Genomic DNA, 11,914 nt, shown 5'->3' with positions numbered 1-11,914 from the left:
AATATTGGGGCTAAAATAAACTAGCTTCTAATTATTTTTATTTTAATCAAGAGTTAAAGCTCCCAGTATTTCCTCGGATAAAAATGGTCCACCAGGATATTTTGCCGTGTAATCAAGGTTTAGCCAAACTTGGCCACGTTCATCGATGTGGTAATTAAGCTGTTTTTTATAACTTTCTTGAGCAAATAGAATATTTTTTATCAGGTAATTCACTTTTTCCAGATCTTTCATAGAGCCTATCCAAATTTCTGGATATATATGACCTTTGGTATGAATGAGACGAGGAGTTCCTCCAATAGATTTGATAGTTGCAGCCATCAATATGGAATGATCGTCACAATCTCCTGAAAAATACAGTAGAGATTCGGATGCAGTTGCGATGTAGTCGTGATCTTTGGGGTCATTAACGTAATTCCAACGGCTATTTACCTCTTTGAATACGGCAAAACATTGGATTATATTTCTGTATTCAGAATAACCTCTAATGTTTTTAAAATGCTTTGTTGTAGCATAAACAGCAAAATTTCTAACCTTAGGATTTTCGTATTCTATGGCTTTTATAATTTGCGATTTATTAGGGAAAGGCAATAACTTGGCAATAATAATATCTTGTGGATACGGGTTGTTGTTCATGGAGTATAACATAGAATTGTAATCATCAAAAACACTGTTGAAGTTGAAATTACCGAATAAACTGCTATAAATCAATACTAAAAGATACAGAACGATACAAATGATAATGATCGTTCGCAAGGAATACAAAGTGTAATGAATTACAGCTAAAAGGACTATAAAAAGTACAATTCTATCACAATTAAAATACCAATTGGGATTTATTAAATTTTCGTGGAATATTATAAAAAGCGGAATGGTGATTAAGACACTTAAAACTAAAATAACAACACTATCCCAAGGTTTTTTCAACTGAAACTTGGTTTTTAGGGCTTGAAAATTAGTTTTGTTAGGTTGTATCATAATACCCAAAAGTAGGGATCTATTGCTTTTCGTAAAAGTACTTTTTTTTATTTATACTTTCTAGCTCAAATTATTGATTTAAGATATTGTTTAACAATTTTATGATACTAGTATGCTGAGTTTCTAAGAATCTGGATTCTTAGAAACTCAGTTGTAACTATACATTAATGTCTTTGAAATTATTTAAAATCGCATAGCGAATCATATTCGTAAATGCTTCATGGTCTAATTTCGGAATTTCAAGAATTGTATTCAACAATGTGGTATCGTATTCGTTGGCATTTGTAATAAAATAAGGTTTTAGATGCTTTCCGATACTTTCATAATACAATTTCTCGATGGTGTTTTTATACTTAAAATCTAAGGTGTTTTGTATTAAAGTAAAATTGGTATAGCCAACCTCTTTCATGATTAATTGCAAGCCTTTTACAATATTAAAGCTTTTGTTGTTTACAATATTAAGCTGTTCGATATCGTTTCTTTCAAAAGTATTTACAATTACTTTTGCCACATAATCAACAGGTATAATGTTTAAGCCTGTTTCTTCATTGATTATAAAACGTACATTCTCTTGTTCGCCTTTGCGTTGTGAAGTAAAGTGAAAAAATTTGGCCAAAAGATAAAAAACCATGTATTTTGGAATGAAATAATTATTTTCATTTCCTAACATTTTTCCGCCAATAACACTTGGGCGCAAAATTTGAAATGGTAATCCTAATTTTTTACATTCTTGAGCTATAAAGTTTTCCGAATGAAATTTAGCGTCTTCATAAGCATTGCGATGCTCAGGGGTAAAATCTAAATTATGAAAATCATTATCGATTAGACCCTTTCGAATTCCTGATGAAAAAGCGGTACCTATGTAAATGAACTTTTTTATAAAGGGATGAAAAATTGTAAATAACGCTTTTGTTATTTTGGCATTCTCATCAAAAATTTTCTCTTTTAAGTCTTCATCTGTAGATAGATTAACGTATCCGGCAGAATGTATGAAATAAGCTCCTTTTATTTTTTCTGAAAAAGTATCTTTTATAGAAGCTAAATCAACATCAATAATTTCCAGATATTCGTGAAGCTTCTTTAATCCTTTTGCTTTAAGCAGGTTTGGAGTGTAAGTACTCGACAATAATTCATTTACTCGATCTAGAGCCGTGTTATTCCCTTTGTTTCTGGCAATGATATAAAGCTTGTCATCATTATTATTGTTTTTTATAAAAAGCTCCAGAATTTCATACATAACATGCGATCCCAAAACCCCAGTAGCTCCAGTAAGAATTATTTTCATAGTAGTATTTTTCAAAATGCAAATGTAACTCTTATCTAATAATTATGGTAATCCAAATTCAATAGAAAATTTGCCTCAGATTACGTTAAATTTTATCCTTTTTTGCCTATGTTTTAAGAGTCATCTATTTGTTTTCCAGCTCAAACCAATAGCAAGGAATGCCATTCCAATCAAATTCAGAAACTTGTTGCATTCCGATTTTTTTAAGAATTTTTATAGAACCCACGTTTTCTTTATTGGCAGACGCATACATTTTTTGAATCTTCATTTCGTTGAATCCGTAGTCAAGCCAAGCTTTAGCAGATTCATAAGCGTATCCTTTGCCCCAATGTTCTTCAATGAATCGATAACCAATTTCATAAAAATTGACATGGTTGTTTTCTGGCTCGGTAATAAATTTTATTCCTGACCAGCCGATCATTTCATTAGTTTCTTTTAAAACCACTGCAAATCTCCCAATGCCATTTTGTGTATATTGATTTCTTATGTGATCTATGTATTTGCGACTTTCTTCCATTGTTGTAATTGGGTTGTTTCCCAAAAATCTGTGCACATTAGGATTACTGTCTAAACGATATATAGCCATTTCATCAGTAGGCAATATTTCTCTTAAAATAAGGCGTTCTGTTTCTAAAAGTATATTCATTGATTTATTTGATTTAGATGATTGATTTTTTGCAATTATGTTTTTTGCTCTTAGAGGCGAAATAACAATTCGATAGCCATCTGGATCAAGAAACATTTTTCCGTTCTGATTCCAATACGGATTTTTTGAAGTGATTATTGAGATATTATTTCTTGAAATGTTTTCTAACAGGTTGTTGTATTCTAAAACAGTAGTTGGATATAGGGCTATAATATCATCTTCATCAGGGTGATGATTGACATTATCATTTGATTCAGTAAATTCAAAATGCCAATCTAAACCAGACTTTCCAATAAAAACGCCATTATAATTATCATGGTTTTGAAAGCCGCCCAGACGTTCAAAACCTAGAATATTTACATAGAAAGTTTCTATTTTTTCTAAATTATTGGTATGTCTGGCAACTCTTAAAAACATGGTTAAGATTTAATTTGATTTATATGATATTCTAAATGCTCAACATAATCGGTCATTAGAAATTTTAAATCAATTACCGATTGATCAATCATGATAATTTTATAATCGAGTGCTTTTTCATTAACATTTTTGAAAATTCTAATAATTTGCTTGTTTAATGAAAGCCAAAGCTGTACCAATTCGTTAATATCCATCGTTTGATATTGGTTCAAATTAACTAAATCAATCTGGCTATATGGTCTGTGGTGATAAGGTTTCTCCAGATAATTTATTTCTGTAAAACGAACTAAATTATGAATTGCCGAATCTACTAAGTGTCCTAAGATTTCTTTTTTAGACCATTTACCAGGTTTTTTTACTTCTAAAACCGCATTGTCAATAGTTGGAAAATAAATAGCATTTTCGTTAAGTAGCTGCTCGAATTTTAAAATTACATTTTGCATTTAGATACTATTTGAAAGTTTATTTAAAGTATATGAAATCAATTCATCAACCGCTTTATATGGATCTTGGCTAAAAGTCCCCGAAGCGCGATTCGCAATAATTGCATTTAGCGAAAGCGCATTATGTCCTAAAAGTGCTGAAAGTCCATAAATAGCAGCAGTTTCCATTTCGAGGTTGGTAATTCTATTGTTTTCAAAAAGGAAATTATCCATTTTAGAATTCAAGTTGTTATCTTGAATATTCAAACGTAAAATTCTTCCTTGAGGTCCGTAAAAACCTCCAGCAGTAGCTGTAATTCCTTTGTGCATTTTATCGCTTTCGATTATTTTTTCTAATGCAGAAGAACAAGAAACAACACTAGGTCTTCCTTTTTGTAAATCCCAATTGGTGTGCTGAATAAATGCATTTTCGATTTCAGTATTTGAAACCTCAGAGATCAAATAGGAACGGAGCATATTATCAAGACTTAATCCAAATTTTGACAACACAAAACTATCCACAGGGATATCAGTATGCAGAGAGCCTGAAGTACCTATTCGGACAATGTTTAAAGAAGTAAGTTCTTCTTTTGGTTTTCTGGTTTCTAAATCAATGTTGACAAGAGCATCGAGCTCATTAATTACAATGTCAATATTGTCAGGACCAATTCCGGTAGACATCACGGTTAGGCGTTTTCCTTTATAGGTTCCTGTTTGGGTTTTGAATTCTCTTTTCTGGGTAGAAAATTCAATGGTATCAAAGTGTTTGGTTATTTTTTCTACTCGATCTTGATCACCTACAAAAATAATATCATGAGCAATATGCTCTGGTTTTAAATTAAGATGATAGACACTTCCGTCAGGATTGAGTATTAATTCAGATTGTTGTATTACCATTTTGAAATGTTTAAAGGTTTAAGAGTTTAAAACAGTTTAAGGTTTAAAAGCTTTGACGTTTAAGAGTTTAAAGGATTAGGTTTTAAAAACTAATTTTAACCTTTAAACAATAAGTCATAAACTATAAATTTTTTCTATCCGCCAACTCGCTTCACTTTGAATCCTTTTTCTTTTAAAATTGTCATTATTTTGTCACGATAATCCCCTTGTATGATAATCGAAGCATCTTTAAAACTACCGCCAACGCTTAATTTTGTTTTGATTTCTTTGGCTAGAATTTTAAAATCCTCATCAGTTCCTTCGTAACCTTCAATTATAGTGGTTGCTTTACCTTTTCTTTTTTCGAATTTGCAAATCATAGGTTCTTTTTGAACGTATAATTCATGAGCTTCTTTTTCAATTTCTTCTTCTGGAGACATTTCGTGATCCGGAAAAAGGTTCTTTAATTGGTCATGTAAATCCATCTCTTTTTTATTTATAAAAACCAAATTCCAAATCCCAAAAGTGTGTCATTGGAATTTGGAATTTTAGCTTTGGAATTTTATTTCTTACTTTTTAATTAAACCTAAGTCTACTAAACGTTCGTATAGAAAGTCTCCTGCAGTTATATCCTCGTATTTTTTAGGATTTTCGGCATCGATACAGTTGGCTAAACAATTCAATTTCATGTCGCTAACCGGGTGCATAAAAAACGGGATAGAATAACGAGAAGTTCCCCATAATTCCCTTGGTGGATTTACTACTTGATGAATCGTAGATTTCAGTTTGTTATTGGTATGACGAGACAACATATCTCCCACATTTATTACCAATTCATCTGGTTCTGCAATAGCATCAATCCATTCACCATCATGATTCTGAACTTGTAATCCTTTACCTTGAGCTCCCATCAACAAAGTAATTAAGTTGATGTCTCCATGAGCCGCTGCACGAATGGCATTGGCAGGTTCAGATGTAATAGGAGGGTAATGAATAGGTCTTAAAATTGAATTTCCGTCTTTGGCATATTCATCAAAATAAAACTCATCCAAACCAAGGTGTAAAGCCAAAGCTCTTAAGACATAAACTCCTGTTTTTTCCAACATTTGATAAGCCTCTTTACCTACAGCATTAAAACGAGGTAATTCTTTAACTTCAACATTTTCTGGGTATTCTGAAGCGTATTTGGAATCTTTGTCCACATACTGACCAAAATGCCAAAATTCTTTCAAATCACCTTCTTTTCTGCCTTTGGCATGTTCTTTTCCAAAAGAAACATAACCTCTTTGGCCGCCAATTCCCGGAATTTCATATCCGCTTTTGGTTTCTAATGGTAATGCAAAGAAATTTCTAATTTCTCCATACAATTCATCAACCAATTGATCGTTTAAAAAATGCCCTTTGAGCGCTACGAAGCCAATGTCTTCAAAAGCACTTCCGATTTCATTTACAAATTTTTGTTTACGTTTCGGGTCGTCCGAAAGGAAATCACGCAAGTTAACACTAGGAATGTTTTGCATAGTACGTCTATATTTAATACTTTCGAAACTTTTTAAAGCTTCTTGCCACAAAGGTATAGAATAATTTTAACTAGTCATTTTATAAATTATGAATAAATCAAAAAAATATAACAAAAAAATCTAAAACTGTTATATTTTTTTATCTTTGAACCACACAACAAAAACGAAAAAATGAATTTTGATAGAAAAAACCTTTCCGACGAGAAATTATTAGATTTATACAAAAGAATACTCAAACCAAGATTGATAGAGGAAAAAATGCTTATCCTTATTCGTCAGGGAAAAGTGTCTAAATGGTTTTCAGGAATCGGACAAGAAGCCATTTCTGTTGGTGTAACAGCCGTTTTAGATCAAGACGAATACATTTTGCCGATGCATAGAAATTTAGGCGTTTTTACAGGAAGAGATATTCCTTTGTATCGTTTATTTTCACAATGGCAAGGTAAAGCCAATGGATTTACCAAAGGTAGAGATAGAAGTTTTCATTTTGGAACACAACAATATAAAATTATTGGAATGATTTCACATCTAGGCCCACAAATGGGGGTTGCAGATGGAATAGCTCTAGCTAATAAATTAAAAAAGAACGGAAAAGTAACAGCTGTTTTTACGGGAGAAGGAGCAACTAGTGAGGGTGATTTTCATGAAGCTTTGAATATTGCTGCCGTTTGGGAATTGCCGGTTATGTTTGTCATTGAAAATAATGGTTACGGATTATCTACACCTACAAATGAGCAATATCGTTGCGAAAACTTAGCCGATAAAGGTGTTGGTTACGGAATAGAAAGTCATATTGTTGATGGGAATAATTTATTAGAAGTATATAATTTATTATCTGAGTTGAAAGCTTCTATGATAGAGAACCCACGTCCGGTTTTATTGGAATTTCAAACTTTTAGAATGCGTGGTCATGAAGAGGCGAGTGGTACGAAATATGTTCCGCAAGAGTTGATGGATATGTGGGCTGCAAAAGATCCGGTTGACAATTACAGAAACTTTTTGATTCGAAACAAAATTCTTACTTCAGAATATGATGAAGCTGTAAGAGCCGAAATAAAAAATGATATAGAAGAAAGTTTGGCAATTGCCAATGCAGAGCCTGAAATAGTAGCTTCTTATGAGGAAGAATTGAATGATGTATACAAACCATATACACATGAAGCAATACATCCTTCTGACAAAACAGAAAATATTCGTTTTATAGATGCCATTTCAAGCAGTTTGAGACAATCAATGGAGCGATATGAAAACTCAGTTATAATGGGACAGGACATTGCAGAATATGGTGGTGCTTTTAAAATAACTGATGGTTTTGTAGCGCAATTTGGAAAAGAGCGGGTACGCAATACACCTATTTGCGAAAGTGCAGTAGTTTCAGCAGGAATGGGATTGTCTATTAATGGATATAAAGCGATAGTAGAGATGCAATTTGCTGATTTTGTTTCTACAGGATTTAATCCAATTGTCAATTTATTAGCAAAATCACATTACCGTTGGTTAGAAAAAGCTGATGTTGTGGTTCGTATGCCTTGCGGCGGAGGAACTCAAGCAGGACCTTTTCACTCACAAACCAATGAGGCTTGGTTTACCAAAACACCAGGACTAAAGGTGGTATACCCAGCATTCCCATATGATGCCAAAGGTTTATTGAATGCTTCTATAAATGATCCAAATCCAGTATTATTCTTTGAGCACAAACAATTATACAGAAGCTTGTCTCAAGATGTTCCTACGGACTATTATACTTTACCATTAGGTAAGGCAGCTCTATTAAGAGAAGGAACTGATGTAACGATTGTTTCTTTTGGAGCAGCAGTACATTGGGCTTTGGAGACTTTAGATAAAAATCCAGATATTAAAGCCGATGTTTTGGATTTAAGAACCTTGCAGCCTCTAGATACAGAAGCAATTTACGCTTCAGTTAAGAAAACAGGAAGAGTAATTATTTGTCAGGAAGATTCAATGTTTGGTGGTGTTGCCAGCGATATTTCGGCATTAATTATGGAAAATTGTTTCCAATACTTAGATGCGCCGGTAAAACGTGTAGCGAGTTTAGATTCTCCAATTCCTTTTACAAAAGCCTTAGAAAATCAATATTTGCCAAAAGGGCGATTTGAAAAAGAATTGAAAGAGCTTTTGGAGTATTAAAATATAAAAAAGTAAAACCGGTTAATTTATTTAACAAATTAGTAATGTAACGTTAAAATAAAAATAGGATGGTAATTATTTTATCCTGTATATTTGCAAAAGAAACAAAGAATTACCAAATTTTATAAAATTATGTTATCAATTCAATTACATCATCATCATTTTCATAATTGCTCTCAAGCGATGTGTTAATGGTATGCGTGTAATTCACAATATTCTAAAACCCGTTTGAGTACATCAAACGGGTTTTTTATTACCGATTCTTTGTACTCAAGCATATTCTAAAACTAAAAAAAAACAAAAAAAATGAGTACACTAAAAATTGCAATTCAAAAATCAGGACGCTTAAACGAAGAAAGTATCCAAATTCTAAAAGATTGTGGAATTTCCATAGATAATGGAATCGATCAATTAAAAGCTGAAGCAACTAATTTCCCTTTAGAAGTTTTATTCCTTAGAAATTCTGACATTCCACAATACCTGATTGACGGTGTTGTAGATGCTGCGATCGTTGGAGACAATCTTTTGGTTGAAAAAGGAAAAGGAATTGAAGTAGCCCAAAAATTAGGATTTTCAAAATGCAGGGTTTCAGTTGCGGTTCCAAAAACATCAAAATACAATTCCATCAAAGATTTAGATGGGTTACGTATAGCAACTTCTTACCCTAATACTGTTACTGATTACTTTGAATCTTTTGGACTTAGTGTAGATATTCACCAAATATCGGGTTCTGTAGAAATTGCTCCAAATATAGGTCTTGCTGATGCAATTGTAGATATAGTATCTAGCGGAAGTACTTTGTTTAAAAACAACTTGAAAGAAGTAGAAGTTATTCTAAAAAGTGAAGCAGTTTTAGCTGTTTCTCCAAAGATAGATCCTGCAAATCAAAAATTAATAGATACATTAAAATTTAGAATAGAATCAGTTCTGAGAGCTAGAAAATCTAGATACATATTGATGAATGTACCTAATGATAAAATTGAAGCAGTTGGAGAGATTCTTCCAGTTTTGAGAAGTTTGACAGTGTTGCCTTTGGCACAGGAAGGATGGAGTAGTGTGCACTCGGTAATAGATAAAGATACTTTTTGGGAAGTAATAGATAAACTGAAAGATGTTGGAGCCGAAGGAATTTTAGTATGTCCAATCGAGAAAATGGTCCTTTAATAAAGCTTCGCGCTTTAGGCTTTAGGCAATAAGCTTTAAGTCATCTGAAACAAAAAAAGAATTAGCTTATAGCCTACAGCTTAAAGCATAAAGCACACAAAAAAAAATGAATAAAATATACAATCCAAAACCAGAAACTTGGTCAGCAATTTTAGAAAGACCTACCAAAACAGTTGATGATATTGAAGCAACAGTAAAAGGGATTTTTAAAGAAGTTCAATCAAAAGGAGATAGTGCGGTTTCAAAATACACTTCACTTTTTGATGGGGTTACGGTAGATCAATTAGAAGTTTCACAAGCCGAAATAGATACAGCTATCGCATCGATTTCTGAAGAATTAAAGCAAGCCATTCAATTAGCAAAATCGAATATCGAAAAATTTCACGCTGCGCAAAAAACAAATCGTGTTACTATTGAGACAATCGAAGGTGTAAATTGTTGGCAAGAAAAAAGACCAATTCAAAAAATAGGGTTGTACATTCCAGGCGGAACTGCTCCTTTATTTTCGACAGTATTGATGCTTGCAGTACCTGCTAATCTTGCAGGATGCAATGAAATTGTATTGTGTTCGCCACCGGATAAGCAAGGGAATATAAATCCAGCTATTTTATATGCCGCTAATTTATGTGGAGTAACCAAAATATTAAAAGTAGGAGGTATTCAGGCTATTGCAGGTATGACTTTTGGAACCGCTACTATTCCAAAAGTGTATAAAATCTTTGGACCAGGAAATCAGTTTGTAACCGTGGCCAAACAATTGGCAACTCAGTTTGGTGTTGCTATCGATATGCCAGCGGGACCATCAGAATTACTGATTGTTGCAGATGATACTGCCGTCCCAGCTTTTGTTGCTTCCGATTTATTATCGCAAGCAGAACATGGCGCTGATAGTCAGGTGATTTTAGTCTCTACATCAAAAGCATTGATTGATGCTGTAGAATTGGAAATTCAATCACAAATGAATGTTTTACCACGAAAAGAAATTGCAGAAAAAGCAATTGCCAATTCAAAATTGATTTATGTAGAAAATGACTCCGTAGCTTTAGAATTAATTAATGAATATGGACCGGAGCATTTCATTATCTGTGTCAAAGATGAAGCTTTTTATGTAGACAATATCGCCAATGCAGGTTCAGTTTTCATCGGGAATTACACTCCGGAAAGTGCGGGAGATTACGCATCGGGAACCAATCATACCTTGCCTACAAATGGCTATGCCAAAAATTATAGTGGAGTTAATCTTGATAGTTTTACCAAAGCAATGACTTTTCAGAAAATCTCTCCAATTGGAATACAAAATATTGGTTCGGCTATTGAAATTATGGCAGAAGCCGAAGGGTTACAAGCCCACAAAAATGCAGTTACTTTGAGATTGAAAGATTTAAAAAATTAAAGATTGAACGAAATGAATTTCGATATAAATAATTTAGTACGTGATAATGTAAAGGTTTTAAAACCATATTCGTCAGCCAGAGATGAATTTGAGGATTTTGATACCGCAGATATGGTATTTTTGGATGCCAATGAGAATCCATTTAGCAGTGGTGTAAATCGTTACCCAGATCCACAACAAGCATCGGTAAAAAGTATTTTAGCCAAACAGCACAAGGTGAATAGTAACCAGATGCTATTAGGAAATGGTAGTGATGAAGTTTTGGATTTATTGTTCAGGGCATTTTGTGAGCCTAAAGTAGATAATGTGATCACATTGCCTCCTACTTACGGGATGTATGGAGTGCTTGCCAATATCAATGCAGTAGAAAATAGAGAGGTATTGCTTTCAACTGATTTTCAGCCTCAAATTGAAAAAATATTTAATGCAATTGATGAGAATACAAAAATGATCTTTTTGTGTTCGCCTAATAATCCAACCGGAAATTCTTTTTCTGAAGAAAGTGTGACTACTTTATTGGAACAGTTTAAAGGCTTGGTTGTGATTGATGAAGCCTATATTGACTTTTCCGAAAAAGAAAGCTGGTTGGAAAAAATGGATCAATACCCAAATTTGGTAATCACTCAAACGCTGTCAAAAGCATATGGACTGGCGGGAATTCGATTGGGAATTTGTTATGCGTCTGCAGAAATAATCTCGATTTTAAATAAGATAAAGCCACCTTATAATGTTAATGAATTAACTCAGAAAAGAGCTTTACAAAGATTGGATGATACCAATGCGATACAATCTGAAATTAAATTAATAATAGAACAAAGAGAAGAGTTACTTAAAGTTTTACTTCATGTAAATTATGTTGAAAAAATCTATCCAACAGAGGCTAATTTTATCTTGATAAAAGTAGATGATGCCAATAAAAGATATGATGATTTGATAGCCAAAGGAATTGTAATCCGTAATAGAACCACTCAACCTTTATGTGAAAATACTTTGCGTTTGACTATTGGAACTGAATCAGAAAATAAAAAATTAATAGAAGCTCTACAAAATTAAATAACTAAGACCTAA

The 11,914-nt window shown here is 32.9% G+C and carries 11 protein-coding genes; 4 read left to right on the top strand and 7 right to left on the bottom strand.

Going from position 1 to position 11,914, the window contains the following annotated elements; all coding sequences use genetic code 11:
- Window positions 1-42: 42 nt before the first annotated feature.
- The 7 genes from OZP08_RS13915 to OZP08_RS13885 all read right to left on the bottom strand — a co-directional run bounded on the left by OZP08_RS13915 (window position 43) and on the right by OZP08_RS13885 (window position 6,141).
- Window positions 43-975: a transglutaminase gene (locus OZP08_RS13915; protein WP_268846693.1), complete on the bottom strand. Its 933-nt coding sequence runs from the start codon at window positions 973-975 to the stop codon at window positions 43-45.
- Between the two features lie 157 nt (window positions 976-1,132).
- Window positions 1,133-2,260, bottom strand: a complete 1,128-nt coding sequence (locus OZP08_RS13910) for an SDR family oxidoreductase (RefSeq protein WP_281322126.1) — start codon at window positions 2,258-2,260, stop codon at window positions 1,133-1,135.
- Between the two features lie 124 nt (window positions 2,261-2,384).
- Window positions 2,385-3,323 (bottom strand): GNAT family N-acetyltransferase, encoded by a 939-nt coding sequence (locus OZP08_RS13905; RefSeq protein ID WP_281322125.1) that lies wholly within the window; start codon window positions 3,321-3,323, stop codon window positions 2,385-2,387.
- 2 nt (window positions 3,324-3,325) lie between these two features.
- Window positions 3,326-3,766, bottom strand: coding sequence for a DinB family protein (locus OZP08_RS13900; protein WP_268846689.1), 441 nt, complete (start codon window positions 3,764-3,766; stop codon window positions 3,326-3,328).
- Window positions 3,767-4,642 (bottom strand): nucleoside phosphorylase, encoded by an 876-nt coding sequence (locus tag OZP08_RS13895; protein WP_268846688.1) that lies wholly within the window; start codon window positions 4,640-4,642, stop codon window positions 3,767-3,769.
- A 134-nt stretch (window positions 4,643-4,776) separates the two neighbouring features.
- Window positions 4,777-5,106, bottom strand: a complete 330-nt coding sequence (locus tag OZP08_RS13890) for a translation initiation factor (protein ID WP_268846687.1) — start codon at window positions 5,104-5,106, stop codon at window positions 4,777-4,779.
- An 84-nt stretch (window positions 5,107-5,190) separates the two neighbouring features.
- The gene (locus tag OZP08_RS13885) at window positions 5,191-6,141 is read right to left on the bottom strand and encodes an isopenicillin N synthase family dioxygenase (RefSeq protein ID WP_281322124.1); all 951 of its coding nucleotides are present in this window, start codon (window positions 6,139-6,141) and stop codon (window positions 5,191-5,193) included.
- Between the two features lie 171 nt (window positions 6,142-6,312).
- Between OZP08_RS13885 and OZP08_RS13880 the strand changes: the two genes are divergently transcribed.
- The 4 genes from OZP08_RS13880 to hisC all read left to right on the top strand — a co-directional run bounded on the left by OZP08_RS13880 (window position 6,313) and on the right by hisC (window position 11,899).
- Complete coding sequence (locus tag OZP08_RS13880) at window positions 6,313-8,289, top strand: alpha-ketoacid dehydrogenase subunit alpha/beta (RefSeq protein WP_268846686.1); 1,977 nt, start codon at window positions 6,313-6,315, stop codon at window positions 8,287-8,289.
- Window positions 8,290-8,595: 306 nt separating this feature from the next.
- Window positions 8,596-9,453, top strand: a complete 858-nt coding sequence (gene hisG, locus OZP08_RS13875; RefSeq protein ID WP_281322123.1) for an ATP phosphoribosyltransferase — start codon at window positions 8,596-8,598, stop codon at window positions 9,451-9,453.
- 106 nt (window positions 9,454-9,559) lie between these two features.
- Window positions 9,560-10,846, top strand: a complete 1,287-nt coding sequence (gene hisD / locus OZP08_RS13870; RefSeq protein ID WP_281322122.1) for a histidinol dehydrogenase — start codon at window positions 9,560-9,562, stop codon at window positions 10,844-10,846.
- A 12-nt stretch (window positions 10,847-10,858) separates the two neighbouring features.
- Entirely contained in the window at window positions 10,859-11,899 is a 1,041-nt protein-coding gene (gene hisC, locus OZP08_RS13865) for a histidinol-phosphate transaminase (protein ID WP_281322121.1), read from the top strand.
- The last annotated feature ends 15 nt before the right edge of the window (window positions 11,900-11,914 follow it).

Source organism: Flavobacterium aestivum (assembly GCF_026870175.2).
Taxonomy (GTDB): domain Bacteria; phylum Bacteroidota; class Bacteroidia; order Flavobacteriales; family Flavobacteriaceae; genus Flavobacterium; species Flavobacterium aestivum.
This window is presented reverse-complemented; position numbering and strand designations above follow the sequence as displayed.

Bases quoted from the DNA above. Each gene is read 5' to 3' on its own strand.
- OZP08_RS13910 (WP_281322126.1), bottom strand. From the start codon at position 2,260: ATGAAAATAATTCTTACTGGAGCTACTGGGGTTTTGGGATCGCATGTT.
- OZP08_RS13880 (WP_268846686.1), top strand. From the start codon at position 6,313: ATGAATTTTGATAGAAAAAACCTTTCCGACGAGAAATTATTAGATTTA.
- OZP08_RS13895 (WP_268846688.1), bottom strand. From the start codon at position 4,642: ATGGTAATACAACAATCTGAATTAATACTCAATCCTGACGGAAGTGTC.
- hisC (WP_281322121.1), top strand. From the start codon at position 10,859: ATGAATTTCGATATAAATAATTTAGTACGTGATAATGTAAAGGTTTTA.
- OZP08_RS13890 (WP_268846687.1), bottom strand. From the start codon at position 5,106: ATGGATTTACATGACCAATTAAAGAACCTTTTTCCGGATCACGAAATG.
- OZP08_RS13885 (WP_281322124.1), bottom strand. From the start codon at position 6,141: ATGCAAAACATTCCTAGTGTTAACTTGCGTGATTTCCTTTCGGACGAC.
- OZP08_RS13900 (WP_268846689.1), bottom strand. From the start codon at position 3,766: ATGCAAAATGTAATTTTAAAATTCGAGCAGCTACTTAACGAAAATGCT.
- hisG (WP_281322123.1), top strand. From the start codon at position 8,596: ATGAGTACACTAAAAATTGCAATTCAAAAATCAGGACGCTTAAACGAA.
- OZP08_RS13905 (WP_281322125.1), bottom strand. From the start codon at position 3,323: ATGTTTTTAAGAGTTGCCAGACATACCAATAATTTAGAAAAAATAGAA.
- OZP08_RS13915 (WP_268846693.1), bottom strand. From the start codon at position 975: ATGATACAACCTAACAAAACTAATTTTCAAGCCCTAAAAACCAAGTTT.
- hisD (WP_281322122.1), top strand. From the start codon at position 9,560: ATGAATAAAATATACAATCCAAAACCAGAAACTTGGTCAGCAATTTTA.